This is a genomic window from Gemmatimonadota bacterium, from assembly GCA_026387915.1.
GTDB lineage: Bacteria > Gemmatimonadota > Gemmatimonadetes > Gemmatimonadales > Gemmatimonadaceae > Fen-1231.
On the sequence record JAPLKS010000017.1, the window covers coordinates 177,598 to 193,050 of the forward strand.

Sequence of the window (15,453 nt, forward strand, 5' to 3'; positions counted from 1 at the left end):
CTCGGAGCCCTGCTCCACGCCCCGCTCGACGCTGCACCGTCGCTCGAGTCGCTGTGGATGCCCTTTACGAATAATCGCGCGTTCAAAAAAGCGCCGCGTATTCTCGTGTCCGCCAAGGGCATGCACTATACCGACGCCGACGGACGCCAAGTGCTCGACGGCGTGGCTGGCCTCTGGTGCGTGAATGCGGGGCACTGCCGCACGCCCATTAACGAAGCCGTCGCCCGCGCAGCCTCGACACTCGACTACGCGCCGCCCTTTCAGATGGGACACTCACTCTCGTTCGCCCTTGCCGAACGGCTGGCGGAGATGCTCCCCGGCGACCTCGACCACGTGTTCTTCACGAACTCGGGGAGCGAGGCGGTTGACACGGCACTCAAGATTGTGCTCGCCTACCATAAGACACGCGGCGACGAGAAGCGCGTCTGCTTTGTGGGCCGTCAGCGCGGCTATCACGGCGTGGGCTTCGGTGGAATCTCGGTAGGTGGACTCCCCACCAACAAAGCCCAGTTTGCCTCGCAGCTGTTGCCGCACGTGGATCACATCGCGCACACGCACGATCTGGCCCGCAACGCATTCTCCAAGGGACAGCCCACGCATGGCGCCGAGTTGGCCGATGATCTGGAGCGCCTGATCAAGGAGCGCGGCGGTGATACGATTGCCGCCGTCATCGTGGAGCCGGTGGCTGGTTCCACGGGTGTGCTCGTTCCGCCGGTTGGGTATCTCGATCGCCTGCGCGCCATCTGTGATGCGCACGGCATTCTGCTCATTTTTGACGAAGTCATCACGGGCTTTGGCCGCACCGGTGCGGCCTTTGCCGCCGATCGTTTTGGCGTGATGCCTGACCTCATCTGCGCCGCCAAGGGGCTCACGAACGGCGCCGTTCCGATGGGCGCAGTGTTCGCGCGTCGCGGCATCTATGATACCGTCGTCGATGGCGCGCCTGCCGGCATTGAGCTGTTCCACGGCTACACGTATTCGGGACATCCGTTGGCCGCCGCGGCAGGCCTCGCGACGCTCGATATCTACGAAGACGAAGGACTGTTCGAACGCAGCGCTACGCTCGCCCCATACTGGGAAGACGCCGTGCACAGCCTGCGGAGCCGTCGCAACGTGATTGACGTGCGCAACATCGGGCTCGTGGGAGCGGTGGAGGCAGCACCGCGCGAAGGAAAGCCGGGTGCGCGTGGCTACGAGGTGTTCTTGGAGTGCTTCAAGCGCGGCGTGCTCGTGCGGCAAACGGGCGACACCATCGCGCTCTCCCCGCCGCTCATCATCGAGAAGACGCACATTCACGAAATCATGGACGTGCTCGGCGCCGTGCTGGATTCGGTGGACTAATGCGCACACCGGCCACCGTGGCGGCGGTCGCATTGCTGCTGGTGGCCGGTGCATCCGCTGCCTTCGCACAGGGTGGCTCCAAGCCGCGCGCGCGCGACCTCGGCATCTCGGCGCTCATCGGCGGTACGCCGGGCGCCGCCGATGCGATTACCGACGTTGCTGGCATTGAGGTTGGTCATACCACATTGATCAGCGGAAGCGGGCCGCTCGTGGTGGGGAAGGGGCCGGTGCGCACCGGCGTGACCGTGGTGCATCCGCGCGGAAAAAAGAACGCCGACCCCGTGTTCGGTGCCTGGTTTACGCTCAACGGCAACGGTGAGATGACGGGTACCACTTGGTTGCAGGAAAGTGGCGTGCTCGAGGGGCCGATCGCCATCACCAACACGCACAGTGTGGGCGTGGTGCGCGATGCCATTCTCCAGTGGCAGGTGAAGCGCCCTGGTATGCAGCCGTGGGGACTTCCGGTGGTCGCCGAGACGTACGACGGCGGACTCAGCGACATCAACGGCTTTCACGTGAAGCCTGAGCACGTCTTTTCGGCGCTCGATGGTGCCGCGGCTGGTACGGTGAAAGAAGGCGTAGTTGGTGGCGGCACGGGCATGACCTGCCTTGGCTTTAAGGGCGGCATCGGGACGGCGAGTCGCAAACTGGATGCATCGCAAGGCGGCTACACCGTGGGTGTGTTGGTGCAGTGCAACTTCGGCGTGCGTCGCGATCTGCGCGTGGCCGGTGTGCCGGTCGGTGAAGAGATCTCCGATTTGCAAAACTGTTGGGCGGGCGCAGTGCCGGCAGGTGCGGCGGCGGTGCCCGGACGGCGTCGCTGCGATGATGTGGCGCCGGCCAAGCAAGGCGCGGGTGCGCTCTCGGCCGCGAGCGCTCACGCCGCGGGCATTGACGAGGCCCCTGAACTCGGCTCCATCATTGTGATTGTGGCCACCGACGCGCCGTTGCTGCCGCACGAGCTCAAGCGTATTGCCACGCGGGTGTCGCTTGGCGTGGGCCGTGCCGGTGGATTTGGGGGCAATGGATCGGGCGATATTTTCGTGGCCTTCTCCACTGCCAATGCGGGCGCGGCCGCTCGCCCAGATTCGGCGACCGTGACGATGCTCAGCAATGGCCGCATCTCCCCGCTCTTCACGGCGACGGTGCAAGCCACCGAAGAAGCGATTCTCAACGCGATGCTCGCTGCCGAGACGACAACCGGCGCGAATGATTATCGCGTCTACGCGTTGCCGCAGGACCGACTGGTAGCGGCGCTGAAGAAGTACGGGCGACTGAAGTAGCACGCCCCCGCCCGCGGTGCGCCAGCCGGGGACGCTAGGCCAAATGTTGTCGAGCTTGACCGCGGCCGTCCCCAAGCCGAAGTTCTGGCGTCCATAACGTACCACCGGAAGTGGAGTCCAACTCCACGTCCCCCAGTTCCGGAGGGTGTTGCGTGTCAGAAGACCTGCAGGCCGCGGTGTGTGAGTCGGAGAGCGGAGCGGCGCCTGAACACGAAGAGAGGCGCGCGCCCAACGAGGATCGCCGCGCGGCGATCGCGGCGGGCGTAGCGGCGGGCGTCGCGGCGGTCGCAGCGCTGTTCGCGCCATCGGTTGCCGGTGCTCAGGCCAAGACCAAGGGTCCTCGCGCCCCAACTGGGCCGACGCCGCAAACGTCGTCCGCCACCGTAACACCGCCGTCCATTGATCCTACCAGCGCGTGGGTAAGTCCCGAGTTGCGACTCGCACGCCGACTGTCGATGGGGCTCTCCGACACCGAAGCGACTCGCGCCAAGCAAATGGGCTACTCGGCGTATTTGGAGTATCAGCTCAACGCCGATCAAATCGACGATAGTGCGGTCGAAACGTACATCGCCACGAACTGGCCTTTTACACAACAGTCGGCGACGCAGCTCTACACGCAGGACTCGGGCGTGGTGCAGCAGCACCTGTTGTACTCGTCCATCTATCGTTCGGCCTTTAGCGCGCGCGCACTGAAGGAGCGCATGGTCGAGTTCTGGAGCGACCACTTCAATATTCAGTGGGACAAAGTCACGTACATGAAGCTGGTGGACGATCGTGATGTGATTCGCGCCAATGCGATGACCACCTTTCCGAAACTGCTCAAGGCGAGTGCGCACAGTCCCGCGATGCTCGTATACCTCGATCAAAACACTAGCCGCGCCTCTTCGCCCAACCAGAATTACGCGCGTGAAATTATGGAGTTGCACACGCTGGGCGTGGACGGTGGCTACACGCAAACGGATGTCGCCGAATTGTCGCGCGTGCTTACGGGATGGACCGTTTCAGCGCGCGGTGCGGGATTCGTGTTCGACCCCAACCTGCACGACTTCGCGACCAAAACGATTCTCGGCGTGACCATCCCCGCCGCCTCCACGAGCACTGGCGTGGCGGCGCAGCAGGAGGGCGAGCAGATGATCGATTATCTGCTCAATCACGCCAGCACCGCGAAGTTTATTGCCAAGAAAATGCTGCGCTATTTTTTGCGTTACGATCCCACGGCGCAGCAGATCACCGATGTGGCCGCATCGTATACCGCCACCGGTGGCGACGTGAAGGCGATGCTCCGCGTGGTGCTGTCGCCGGCGAACCTCGCGGCGGCGCCGGCGAAGTTCAAACGGCCCTTTCACCTGGTAGCCTCAACGCTGCGTGCGCTTGGGCCGACCGTCGCGCTCGGCGGTTTCGGGAGTGTCCTCTCGCTCATCACGTCGGCCGGGCACCTGCCGTTTGATTGGGCGACGCCTGACGGCTATCCCGATACGATTGAGTTCTGGAGCGGGAACATGTTGCCGCGCTGGAACGCGGCCTCGTACTTCGCCAACGCCAATTCGGCGACCACGGTGCAGTTCATCGTGACGCCGTGGATGACGCCGGCCACGCCGGCCAACATCGTGGCGAATATCAACAAGTATTTGTTTGCCGGCGAGATGTCGTCGCGGCTCGCCGATGAACTCACGGCCTACGTCTCGGTGACGCCCACATCCACGACGCGCGTGCGAGAGACGATCGCTCTCGCGCTGTCCTCTTCGTCCTTTCAGTACTACTGACCCCGGAGCAATCCATGAGCGATGAAATCGATTGCGGGTGTCAGGAGTACAACGCGCTGTCACGGCGTGGATTTGTAAAAGGCGCCGCAGTGGCGGCCATGTTCGCCGCAGTGCGCCCTGAGTGGGTGCCGCGCGTCGTGCTCGCCGACAGTGCGACGAGTACGCGCGACATCATCGTCAACATCTTCATGCGCGGCGGGGCGGATTCGCTGAGCCTCGTGGCGCCCTTTGCCGATACGAATTACTACTCGAGTCGGCCGACCATCGCGATTCCGCGACCGGACAGCACCAGTGTCAACAAAGGCACGGCGCTCGACAATACGTTCATGTTCGGCAAAGGGATGCTCGGGCTCTTGCCTGCATACCAGGCGTCGCAGTTGGCCATCGTCCACGGCAGCGGCCTTACGTATAACTCCCGCTCGCACTTTGACGCGCAACGATTCATCGAACGCGGTAAGGCCGCCGACCTCACCATCACCTCAGGGTGGCTCGGCCGTCATCTGGCGACCACCACGGCGCGCACACCGGGCGCGATTCTCCGCGGTGTTGCCGTGTCGAGCGGGCTCCCCGACGGCTTCGACGGCGCGCCGCTCACGCTTCCCATTGCCGATCCCACGAACTTCGCCATCGGTGGTAGCGCCACGACCGCCATTGAACGCGGCAACTGGCTTGCGGCCGACTACTTTCTCGACGCCGAACCTGCGCGCTCCAAGGCGCTCAATGTCACGGCCACGCTCACCTTGCTCCGCTCGCTCAATCTCGGGAGCTATCAGCCGTCCAACGGCGCCGCGTATCCGAACACGAGCTTCGGTCGCGCGCTCAAGTCATCTGCCGCGCTCATCAAAGCGGATGTGGGGGTCGAGGCGATCGAAGTGGATATCGGCGGCTGGGATACCCACGTGCAGGAAGATCCAATTGCCGGCGTTCTGTTCAAGAACATGCAGGATTTTGCCAACAGCATCGGTGCCTTCTGGGCGGACGTGATGCAGGGCAACGGCACCTATACCGTGACGCTGGTGGCCATGAGCGAGTTCGGTCGCAATGTCAAAGAAAATGCCGACGCCGGCACCGATCATGGCCGCGGCGGCGCCATGTTCGTGATGGGCAAGTCCATCAATGGCGGACGCGTGGTGACCAACAACTGGCTCCCGTTGGCCAAGGCAAATCTCGCGGATGGTCAGGACGTTCCGGTCACCATTGACCATCGCGACATCCTTGCCGAGGTCGCGCTGAACCGCCTCGGCAATCCGAACATCTCGACGCTCTTTCCCAGCTACACGCCCAAAAACTGGAGCATCACGAAGTAGCGCGCCGTTATGTAGCGCGCCGTTAGTTCGCGACGACCGTTCCGATCATGCCGCTGTGCAGCGTGCATTGATACGGGAAGGTGCCCTTGGTGCCGAACGTTCGCGTCACGATCTTCGATGCCGTCACGGGAATGTCGGCTGGCGCACCGGTGCGGGCGTCGAAGATCACGTTATGCGCGGTGGACGGAAAATCCCACGACACCGTGCCGCCCACCGTCACAATGACCTGCACCGGCGCGAACGCGTTGCCGGGCATGCTCACGGTGGCCGTGTTCGACCCGCTCGGCGCGGTGGGCGCTGTTGATTTATCGCTGCTCCCGCAGGCGGCGATCCCCAGGAGAGTGGTGGCGATCAACGCGCGCGGCACGAGGCCACTCCAAAGACTCCGATTCACGCGCATCCTCATTGAGGGATGGGAGTATGCCGCAACGTCTCAATCTCTTTGAGCATGTCGCGAAGCTGCGCTTCCACTAACTGACGTCCCTTGTCGCGCGTGGCGAGCGTTGCGTCCCCAAAGATACCGCTCCGGGACCATACCTTGCCTTCGCGCACGGCTTTCGCCGAGTCGGCCGTGAGTCCGCCCTTGCCGTCGTGAAAATCTTTGACGGCCAGCGACATGTGCACGACTTCGGGGTGCATGTAGAGCATCATCGAGGTTTCCATCTCGTCGGCGTGCGTGCCGCCTTCCTGCCGGCGGATGCGATCCTCCACGTCCTTGCCAACGTTCAGGATATCGGTAAAGCGCATCACAATGCCGGTCGCAGCGAGTGAGTCGCGCGCGGGTTCGAGGGCGCGAATGGTGCTCACGCCGGTGTTGAGCACGTAAAAACGCCGCGGTCCGTGCGCCGCGATGGTGCGAATGATGTCCACGATCATGTCGCGCGCGGTGGGGAGGCGCAGCGTGGTGCTTCCGGGATACTCCACAAAAGACGGATAAAACGAGTAGTTCACCGTGGGGTACACCACGACGCGCGCCGCTGACTGCACGCGCGCGGCAAAGTACTCCGCGAGCAAATAGTCGTTGCCGAGCGGGAGCTGTGGTCCGTGCTCCTTGGCTTGTGCGCCAAGCGGAATCACCACCACGGTTCCGCTGTCGAGGAGCCGCGCGGCCGCGATCCACGACGAGTCGGCGATGCGAACGCCGAGTGGCCGTTGGCGGCGTGGCTGCGCGGTGGCGCGGGTGGGATACGCCGCGCCGAGGGACACAAGCAGCAACAGGCCGAGCCGTATGCGCCGGGGAGCCAAAATGGCCATGGTAGGTCCGAAAGGGGTCGCGGCTAACCTACCTGATGCTTGACGGATGCGTAAGCGAGAGCGATTCTCGGCCTGTCTCCCTCGGAGTGCGAAATGCGTCGTGCAAAATTGTTGGTCACGCTGGCATGGATGGCGGCTGGCGCGATCTCCGCGCAGGCCCAACAGGGGCCGACGGTCGTCGTCCTCGTCCGTCACGCGGAAAAAGGAGCCGTTCCGGCGAACGACCCTCCGTTGACGGAGGCGGGCGTTGCCCGTGCCAAAGCGCTGGTGGCGGCGTTGGCCGACACGCATGTGGATGCGGTGATTGCCACGCCAACGGTTCGGACGCGGGAGACCGCACGGGCGGTGGCCGAGCTGAGGGGTCTGGCGATTGAGTCCGTAGCGCTCGGCGCCAAGGAGGAACATGTCCGCGCCGTGGCAGACGCGGTGCGGAAGCATGCCGGACAGACCGTGCTCGTGGTGGGGCACAGCAATACGATCCCCGCGATCATCGGGGCGCTCGGGGGGCCCAAGCTCAGCGACCTCTGCGATGACCAATATTCGAACCTTTTCACCCTTGTTCTGACGCCAGGTCGGGTGCAGTTGGTCAGGGGGCAGTATGGGGTGCCATCGCCGCCGCCGACCGAAAACTGCGGCAACCCAATGCGCTGACGGGGCTTGCGAGCTTTCCATTGAGTCTGCTCTAATGTTGCGGATCGGGTGCCCGTAGGCCAAATTAGACCCGTCTTTCCCTGCATAATCGCGGCCCGTCCTTTCGGGTCGTTCTCTGCTCGCCGGAGATACAGTCAGATGGCGTCCTTCCGATTCCGAACCGTCGTTCGCACCCTCGCGATCCTCAGCCTTTTCGCTGCAGGGCGCACGCTGTCGGCGCAGGAACTGGTCGGAGAGCGAGCGCAGAAAGCCGATGCGATCAAAGCGGATCTGCTGAAGCTCTCCGAGCTCGAGCGAAGCTATTTCGCCCAAAACAAGACACATTTACGGTCGATCTCAAGGCGCTCGGGTTTGCGCCGCAGAGTGGCGCGCTCGTGACCATGTCGTATGCGTCGGCGCGCGCGTGGGCTGCGAATGCCACGCACACTGGCATCGAGCCGTATGTCTGCTTTGCCATTGTGTCGTCTCCGACGGCCAGCGCCGATGTGGACAAGCCATTTTGCACCGATTCTCGCCGTGGGAGCGCCGCAACCTCCATCGCCAAGGCTGGCGCAGCTGAGGGGGCAAAGGCGCCCTCGGCGAAGGCCGCTCCAGCCCCGCAAAAGGCGGTAGTTGCCGCGCCGCCGAAGGCCGACGCGCCCAAGCCGACTCCGGCACCGACGGCGAAGGCGGAAGCCCCGAAAGCCGCCGTTGTTGCGGCCCCCAAGGCTGCTGATGCCACGGTCGCTCAGGCACCACGCACCAAAACCGCACCTCCCACCACACGGCGAAGCGAGCCCGTGGTTCGCGGCCGGAAGCTGTCCGCACCGACCCTGCCAGCGCAGGGCGAAGTCGCGGCCGACTCGCGCGCCCAGACCCGCGCCGCATCGACGGTACGCGGGAGCACGACCTCCGAAGCGGTAAGCGCCTCGGCATTTGCTGAGCGTCTGTCGGCGATCGCGGCTGGTGCGCGAGAAGTACTGGCCGCCAAGGCTCCGGAACTGGCTCGCGATGCCTACGAAAGTTCCGCCGAATACGCGGGCCGTCGCGCGCAGGCGCTCGCCGTTTATGAGCGTCGCGAAGATGAATTCTTTGCCAAGAACTCACGCACGTTCGTCGTGCAGATCACGGCGAAAGACCCCAAGTACGACCCCGATCGCGAAATTCTCGACATTGGCCTCGAAACCGTCGCGCTTCCGATTGCCCGTGACCTTGGGGCCGCGCAGCTGGCAGTGGCGTGCTACACGCGCCCCGTGTTCTGGTGCAGCCCCGACGGCGGTATGACCTACGAGGCGATGGGCCTCTGGCATGTCGCCCGTGCCAAGGCGCGCGAGCTTGATGTGTTGCGGGCGCCTATCACGGTTCAAGCGCGCTTTGTGGTGGGGCATCGCGATGATCAGCACGGTGCAGCGGTCACGTTGATTGGTTTGGAACTCGTGGCCCGCGGACAGGTGCTGGCAAAATGGGATGTCGCATCGGAAACTCGGTAGTCGAAATAGCGAATAATTCGGAGGGGCGACGTAAGTCGCCCCTCTGGTGTATCGGCAAGAGTTTTGGTGATTCCTGTTAGGAACCGTTTGTCGCGCACGTGATGGCCCGAAGTTGCATTCGCTCGTCGCGCTGACCGTCGGTCGGTGGCCAGAAACGCCCCCTAATTTTATTGATGCCCAGTATGTCCGCCACACTTGTCGGGCTCGATGAGTTCCGCCGCGCCTCCGAAGGGCTGCGGGGGATCGCACTGCGTACGCCGCTCGTTCCGTCCGACGCGCTCGGTTCGCGTTTTGGCGTGCCGGTGTATCTCAAACCGGAAATGTTGCAGCGCGCCGGTGCCTTCAAGTTCCGTGGTGCGTACTGGTTTGTGTCGCAACTCTCGGCGGCTGAACGCGCGCGCGGATTGGTGGCGCCCAGTTCCGGCAATCACGGACAGGCGGTGGCACTCGCCGCGCAGTTGTACGGCGTGCCCGCGACCATCGTCATGCCGACCAATGCACCGGTTGCCAAAGTGGAGGGCGCCAAGCGGTTCGGTGCCCGCGTCGTGCTCGAAGGAACGACCACCGCTGAACGCATGGCCAAAGCCGTAGAGATTGCCGACGGCGAGGGGGCGACGCTGGTGCCACCCTACGACCATCCGCGCATTATCGCAGGGCAGGGAACGGTTGGACTCGAAATCGCCGAGGACATGCCGGACGTTGGGATGGTGCTCGTGCCGGTGGGCGGCGGCGGACTGTCGAGCGGCGTGGCCACGGCGGTCAAGTTGCTGGCTCCCAATGCGAGGCTCATCGGCGTGGAGCCCGCCGGCTCTCCGAAGTTGACGCGCGCGCGCGCGGCCGGAGAGCCAGTCGTCATTCCCGCCAATCCGGACGGGCTCGCCGATGGCTTGCTGGCGGTAAAGATTGGGGCGCTTCCCTTTGCGCACCATCGCGAATATCTCGACGACGTGGTCACGGTTCCGGACTCCGCCCTCGCCGGGGCGATGCGCTTCCTACTCGACCGTCACAAACTCGTGGCCGAACCGAGTGGCGCCATCACCGTGGCGGCGTTGCTCGAAGGCATTGTGACACCCGCCGCGCGGACGGTGTGTGTGCTCTCCGGCGGCAACATCGAATGGAACGGCCTGCAGCGGCTGCTTGGCAATGGCTAGCGGAAAGCGCGTCCTCGTCGCGGACGACAACCTGTCTGAACTCGGCACCATGCGTGCCGTGTTGCAGGAAGCCGGCTTTGACGTTGTCGCGGTCGCCGCTCGCGTGGAACTCTACGAGGCGCTTGAGTCAACGCCGGTGGATGTTCTACTGCTCAGCATCTCGATGGCTGGTGCCAGTGATCTGCAGCTCCTCAAGGAGTTGAAAAGCGATCGTCGCTGGTCGGATACGCCGGTGATGATGGTGTCGGACCTGGCGACCGACGACGTGACGGAACTGACTTTTGGCCTGGGCGCCGCGGATTTCCTGCGCCGGCCGCTCGGGCCTCGTGAGCTGGTGGCTCGCGTGCAGGCACAGTTGCGGCTCCAGCGCATGCTGTCCATGTCGAAACACGCACTGGTGCGAGCGGAAGAAGAGATGGTGCGCGCGCGCGAGGACGCCGAGAGCCGCCGCAAAGTCGTGGACATTCTGCACGAAGTGACGGGCGACCTGACGAGCGATGAGATCTATCACATCCTCGCGCGTCGCGTCGCGCGCACGCTCAAGCTGTCGCGCTGTTCGGTGATCTTGGCCAAGCCCGGCGATACCGTGGGTGTGGTCGCGACGGCGTTCGACAATCCGTCGTTGCGCAACTTTGAGATTCATCTCGACCGATACCCCGAAATCATGGCGGCGCTGGCGCACGGGACGCCCGTGTTGGTGGAGGACGTGCAGAGTAATCCGCTGTACGTCGATATCCGCCGTGAGTGGGCGAGTAACGGCACGCAGGTGCCGGTGCGCTCGGTTATTGCATTGCCGTTTACGATCGGCACCGTACAGGCGGGCGTCTTCTTCCTGCGCCGCATGGTAGACGAGGAACCGCTGACGAAGGAAGACGTCGCCTTTGCGGATTCGGTGATCAAAGCCGCCGTCGCCGCGATTCACCGCGCACAGTTGATTGAAACAACCAAGGCCGACAATGCGCGGCTCGAGGTGTTAGCGCATACCGATCCGCTCACCCAAGTGCTGAATCGTCGCGCGCTGACGGCGCGCTTGGCGGCGGAGCTCGAGCGTGCTCGGCGCTACGACTCGTCGGTCTCGTTACTCATGGTGGACCTGGACCACTTCAAGCGTATCAACGACACGCTCGGTCATTTGGCGGGCGATGACATGTTGCGCGAGATCGCGGCGATGTTGCAGGAGTCCATTCGCAGTGTGGACGTCGTGGCGCGCTACGGCGGCGAGGAATTCGTGGTGGTCCTCCCCGAGACCAATGCGGCCGGCGCGGTCGCGTTTGCCGAGCGCCTGCGCGAACGCATTGCGTCGATGATCTTCGCCGAGGCGTATGGTGGCGCTCGCGTGACGGTCAGCATCGGCGTGGCGGCATACACCGCGCCGGGCGTTCCGTCGATCGACGCGTTGTTTGGTCTTGCCGATGAAGCGTTGTACCGCGCGAAGGCCGATGGGCGGAACAAGGTGTGCCAATGAGCACGCGGTGCCCGGCGTGCGGCACCTTGTATGGCGGCGAGGCGAAGTTCTGCACCAAAGATGGCACGCGGCTCATACCGTTTGGTCCACCGCCCGTGGCGCCGCCGACCGCCGCTCCAGGTGCTGATGCGCGTGTGACGGCGCCTCGCGCGCCAACACCGGAGATCGGCCAGCGGCCGGTGCTGACGCACGCGAATCTCGCGGGGCAGGTGCTCGAGGGTCGCTACCGCATTGTCAAGAAAATTGGCGAGGGCGGTATGTCGTATGTGTATCTCGCCCATGACGTGAGCACCAACGAACGCTACGCGATCAAAGTGCTGTCGCCCGCGCTCTCGACCGATGAAAATGCCATGGCGCGCCTGCGACGTGAGGCGGCGCTTGGGATTCGGTTGGCGCACCCCAACGTGTGCCACATCGTGCGAATGGGCGAGACCGAAGATCGGCTGGTGTATGTCGTGATGCCGTTCGTGGAAGGCGAGATCCTCGCCGACCGCAACAACCGGATCGGCTTGCTGCCGTTACCCATGGTGGTGACGTTCATCTCGCAGATTGCCAGCGGCCTGCAGGTGGCGCATGAGCTCAAGATCATTCATCGCGATCTCAAGCCAGAGAACATCATGGTGTGTACGCGCGCTGACGGCACGGAGTACGCCGTGGTGATGGACTTCGGGCTCGCCAAGGAACGCAAAGCCGGGGGCGAACTCGAGAAACTCACGGCCACTGGAATCATTCTTGGCACACCGGAGTTTATGAGTCCTGAGCAGCTGCGCGGCAAGCCACTCGACGCACGCACGGACATCTACTCGCTCGCGCTGATGACGTACGAAATGCTCACGGGCAAGCTGCCCTTTGAGGGACGCACGCAACAGGAGATGATGATCGCGCGCTTGCGCAACGATCCGATTCCGCTCCGCGAGCGCCGTCCGGGCATGGATTTCCCCGACGCGGTGGAACGGGTGCTCCTTAAGGGTATGGCTCGGAATGCCGATGATCGGTACGCGCGGAGCGTGGAGTTTGCCGAGGCGCTCGAGGCTGCCGCCAACGGCGGGGTTGGCGTGCTCGATCGGCTGTTCGGCCGATGAGACACATGATGACGCGGCCGCCAGCGGTGATACGCGCGCTTTTCGGTGCGCTCGTGATGGCGTGGAGTGCACCGGTGGCAGCACAGCAGCGGGCCTTCGACGTGCTCGACTACAACATCACGCTCGATTTACCCGATGCGGGCAAGACCATTGACGGCGTGGCCGTGCTGTCCGTGCGGCGCGTGCTGCGGGCCGACACACTCGTGCTCGACTTGCTCGATCTCCGCGTGCGCACAGTGCGGGTCGGTGCGGCGTCGGTTGCTTTTGTGCAGACCGAAGGCCACGTACGCATTCCGCTGAGCGGCGCCGTCGGGGACACACTGCTCGTGACGGTCTCGTACAGCGGCGTGCCGGTCGACGGCTTGATCATTGGTACCGATAGTGCAGGACGCTGGATGGCCTTTGGCGACAACTGGCCGAATCGCGCGCGCCACTGGATTCCGTCGGTCGATCATCCGTCGGACAAAGCGACGGTCACCTGGACGGTGCGCGCTCCGTCCGCGTTGCGCGTGGTGGCCAACGGACAGCTCCTCGAAGAAACGCCGCTGCCGCAGCCGCGCGATCCCGACGGGTCGTCGGGTCGATCGATGGCACGCACGCTCACGCGGTGGCGCGAAGCACAGCCGATTGCCACGTACCTGATGGTGATCGCGGCGGCACCGCTGGCCCGCTACGATCTGGGCCCCACGGCATGCGGCCTCGCTGAGATCGGTGGTTGCGTGCCCCAAAGCGTGTACGTGGCTCCGGAGCAACGCGCCATTCTGCCGGGTGAGTTTGCTCGCGCCGGCGATATTGTGACGTACTTCGGTCGGCTGGTGGGTCCGTTTGGCTACGAGAAACTCGCGCATCTCCAGAGTAGCACGCGGTTCGGCGGCATGGAGAACGCGAGTGCCATCTTCTATGCTGATGCCATCTTCCGCCGCCGCGGCGCCGACGTGGGACTCATTGCACACGAGACCGCGCATCAGTGGTTCGGCGACCTCGTGACGGAGCGCGAGTGGGCGCACGTCTGGCTCTCCGAAGGATTCGCCACGTATTTCGCGGCGCTGTACCGCGGGCATGCGTTTGGTGACTCCGCGCGGGTCGGCGATATGCGCCGGACGCGTGCGGAGATCGTTGCCGCGCCCGAAGTGGTCGTCCGTCCAGTGATCGACACCGCGCAAACCGATCTCTTGGCGTTGCTCAACACCAACAGCTACCAAAAGGGCGGCTGGGTGCTGCACATGTTGCGCGGTATCGTCGGCGACAGTGCCTTCTTTGGCGGCATTCGTGACTACGTCGCCGCGCACCGGCACGGCACGGCACTCACCGACGACCTCCGCCTCGCGGTCGAGCGCCGAGCAGGCGTGCCGCTGGCGTGGTTCTTTGATCAGTGGCTGCGGCGTCCCGGGTTCGCCGAACTCACGGCGAGTTGGCGGTACGATGCCGCCGCTCACCGCGTGGTACTCGACGTGCGTCAGAGCGAGCGGTTCGGCGCTGTCCGTGCGCCGTTGACGGTGGCGGTGACCGATGCCGCTGGGACCGTGCATCGCGTGACCGTGCAGCTGCCTGCCGATCGCTCCACACAGTTCGTGCTCGACCTTCCGCTCTCGGCGCCGCCGAAGGCGCTGCTGCTCGATCCGGACGTATCGCTGCTCGCCACCATCCGCCTTCCATGAGACGGTCACGGTCGTTCCGCGCGCTTCTGGCCTCGCTGCTCACGCGCTGGCTCGTGAAAAATCGTCTCAGCCTGACGATCGACATCAACGTGTGGCGCGCGCGCCTGCAACAGCGTGCGGAATCGGTTCGCTCACTCCCCGTCGGCACGCGCGTCACCGACGTAGACGAACTTGGAGTGTGCGGGGAATGGATTGTACCGCCCAGTGCGATTTCAGGACGTGTGATCTACTACCTCCACGGCGGCGGCTTCATTGGTTGCTCGCCGTCCACGCACCGGGGAATGGTCGCGCGCATGGCGGCGGAGTCGCAGGCGAGTGCCTTTGTGCTCAAGTATCGCCTGGCGCCAGAGCATCCGTATCCGGCGGCCACCGACGATGCGCTCGCGGGATGGGGCTGGCTGCTCAACAGCGGCGTCGATCCGGCTTCAACAGTCATCGGCGGTGATTCCGCGGGGGGCAACCTCACGCTGTCGTTGCTACTCGCACTGCGCGACGCCGGCGGGCCGCTGCCAGCGGGTGCCGTTGTGCTTTCGCCCTGGACTGATCTCACCAACTCCGTTCCCTCGCGCATCAGCAACAATGTGGCGGATGACATGCTCAAGGCCGAATTCTGCGCGCCGGTGAGTGAGATGTATCGCGCGGGCGCTGACCCACGGGATCCGTTGGTCTCGCCGCTCTTCGGTGACTATGCTGGGATGCCACCGCTCCTCGTCCATGTGAGCGATACTGAAATTTTGCTCGACGATTCGCTGCAGGTGGTCGATAAGGCGCGGGCCGCCGGCGTGCACGTCGAACTCGCGGTGTGGTCGCGTTTGCCGCACGTGTGGCACATTACCGCGCCGTTTGTGCCGGAGGCACGAGAGGCGATTGCGCAGATTGGCGCGTTCGTCAAGCGCACGCTGACGGCCACTCCAGCCGGCGTATAGGGACCAGAAATCGCTAGATGTCGGGACTGGGCGAGGCTGGAAATAGGCACCGGTTACTCCCGAAAACGGAGCCTAACCCTGATGTCTACCCTCCCGAGGCGGT

General features: G+C 64.3%; 14 protein-coding genes. 12 read left to right on the plus strand and 2 right to left on the minus strand.

The genetic code is table 11. The features are described from left to right. Window positions 1-9: 9 nt before the first annotated feature. From NTZ43_10575 to NTZ43_10590, 4 genes are all read left to right on the plus strand, one after another. Window positions 10-1,341 (plus strand): aspartate aminotransferase family protein, encoded by a 1,332-nt coding sequence (locus NTZ43_10575; protein MCX5767653.1) that lies wholly within the window; start codon window positions 10-12, stop codon window positions 1,339-1,341. After that, window positions 1,341-2,624 (plus strand): P1 family peptidase, encoded by a 1,284-nt coding sequence (locus NTZ43_10580; GenBank protein MCX5767654.1) that lies wholly within the window; start codon window positions 1,341-1,343, stop codon window positions 2,622-2,624. The genes NTZ43_10575 and NTZ43_10580 overlap by 1 nt, the downstream gene beginning before the upstream one ends. A gap of 152 nt (window positions 2,625-2,776) precedes the next feature. Next, window positions 2,777-4,387 (plus strand): DUF1800 domain-containing protein, encoded by a 1,611-nt coding sequence (locus NTZ43_10585; GenBank protein MCX5767655.1) that lies wholly within the window; start codon window positions 2,777-2,779, stop codon window positions 4,385-4,387. A 14-nt stretch (window positions 4,388-4,401) separates the two neighbouring features. Beyond that, the gene (locus tag NTZ43_10590) at window positions 4,402-5,694 is read left to right on the plus strand and encodes a DUF1501 domain-containing protein (protein ID MCX5767656.1); all 1,293 of its coding nucleotides are present in this window, start codon (window positions 4,402-4,404) and stop codon (window positions 5,692-5,694) included. 22 nt (window positions 5,695-5,716) lie between these two features. Here the strand turns inward: NTZ43_10590 and NTZ43_10595 are convergent, their stop codons facing one another. Further along, a complete protein-coding gene (locus NTZ43_10595; protein ID MCX5767657.1) occupies window positions 5,717-6,088 on the minus strand; it encodes a hypothetical protein in 372 nt (123 codons plus the stop codon). An 8-nt stretch (window positions 6,089-6,096) separates the two neighbouring features. Further along, window positions 6,097-6,948 (minus strand): creatininase family protein, encoded by an 852-nt coding sequence (locus NTZ43_10600; GenBank protein MCX5767658.1) that lies wholly within the window; start codon window positions 6,946-6,948, stop codon window positions 6,097-6,099. A 93-nt stretch (window positions 6,949-7,041) separates the two neighbouring features. Here NTZ43_10600 and NTZ43_10605 point away from each other — a divergent pair, with 93 nt between their 5' ends. From NTZ43_10605 to NTZ43_10640, 8 genes are all read left to right on the plus strand, one after another. Beyond that, window positions 7,042-7,599: a phosphoglycerate mutase family protein gene (locus tag NTZ43_10605; GenBank protein ID MCX5767659.1), complete on the plus strand. Its 558-nt coding sequence runs from the start codon at window positions 7,042-7,044 to the stop codon at window positions 7,597-7,599. Between the two features lie 138 nt (window positions 7,600-7,737). Continuing rightward, complete coding sequence (locus NTZ43_10610) at window positions 7,738-7,977, plus strand: hypothetical protein (GenBank protein MCX5767660.1); 240 nt, start codon at window positions 7,738-7,740, stop codon at window positions 7,975-7,977. Further along, complete coding sequence (locus NTZ43_10615; protein MCX5767661.1) at window positions 7,974-9,068, plus strand: hypothetical protein; 1,095 nt, start codon at window positions 7,974-7,976, stop codon at window positions 9,066-9,068. Before NTZ43_10610 ends, NTZ43_10615 begins: the two co-directional genes overlap by 4 nt. Before the next feature lie 182 nt (window positions 9,069-9,250). Further along, window positions 9,251-10,219 (plus strand): threonine/serine dehydratase, encoded by a 969-nt coding sequence (locus tag NTZ43_10620; protein MCX5767662.1) that lies wholly within the window; start codon window positions 9,251-9,253, stop codon window positions 10,217-10,219. Beyond that, window positions 10,212-11,684: a diguanylate cyclase gene (locus tag NTZ43_10625; GenBank protein MCX5767663.1), complete on the plus strand. Its 1,473-nt coding sequence runs from the start codon at window positions 10,212-10,214 to the stop codon at window positions 11,682-11,684. Before NTZ43_10620 ends, NTZ43_10625 begins: the two co-directional genes overlap by 8 nt. After that, window positions 11,681-12,766: a serine/threonine-protein kinase gene (locus tag NTZ43_10630; GenBank protein ID MCX5767664.1), complete on the plus strand. Its 1,086-nt coding sequence runs from the start codon at window positions 11,681-11,683 to the stop codon at window positions 12,764-12,766. The genes NTZ43_10625 and NTZ43_10630 overlap by 4 nt, the downstream gene beginning before the upstream one ends. A gap of 26 nt (window positions 12,767-12,792) precedes the next feature. Beyond that, complete coding sequence (locus NTZ43_10635) at window positions 12,793-14,424, plus strand: M1 family metallopeptidase (GenBank protein ID MCX5767665.1); 1,632 nt, start codon at window positions 12,793-12,795, stop codon at window positions 14,422-14,424. Continuing rightward, complete coding sequence (locus NTZ43_10640) at window positions 14,421-15,350, plus strand: alpha/beta hydrolase (protein MCX5767666.1); 930 nt, start codon at window positions 14,421-14,423, stop codon at window positions 15,348-15,350. The genes NTZ43_10635 and NTZ43_10640 overlap by 4 nt, the downstream gene beginning before the upstream one ends. The last annotated feature ends 103 nt before the right edge of the window (window positions 15,351-15,453 follow it).

Coding starts and splice junctions, on each gene's coding strand:
- NTZ43_10640 (MCX5767666.1), top strand. CDS start 14,421: ATGAGACGGTCACGGTCGTTCCGCGCGCTTCTGGCCTCGCTGCTCACG.
- NTZ43_10630 (MCX5767664.1), top strand. CDS start 11,681: ATGAGCACGCGGTGCCCGGCGTGCGGCACCTTGTATGGCGGCGAGGCG.
- NTZ43_10605 (MCX5767659.1), top strand. CDS start 7,042: ATGCGTCGTGCAAAATTGTTGGTCACGCTGGCATGGATGGCGGCTGGC.
- NTZ43_10620 (MCX5767662.1), top strand. CDS start 9,251: ATGTCCGCCACACTTGTCGGGCTCGATGAGTTCCGCCGCGCCTCCGAA.
- NTZ43_10590 (MCX5767656.1), top strand. CDS start 4,402: ATGAGCGATGAAATCGATTGCGGGTGTCAGGAGTACAACGCGCTGTCA.
- NTZ43_10625 (MCX5767663.1), top strand. CDS start 10,212: ATGGCTAGCGGAAAGCGCGTCCTCGTCGCGGACGACAACCTGTCTGAA.
- NTZ43_10600 (MCX5767658.1), bottom strand. CDS start 6,948: ATGGCCATTTTGGCTCCCCGGCGCATACGGCTCGGCCTGTTGCTGCTT.
- NTZ43_10610 (MCX5767660.1), top strand. CDS start 7,738: ATGGCGTCCTTCCGATTCCGAACCGTCGTTCGCACCCTCGCGATCCTC.
- NTZ43_10580 (MCX5767654.1), top strand. CDS start 1,341: ATGCGCACACCGGCCACCGTGGCGGCGGTCGCATTGCTGCTGGTGGCC.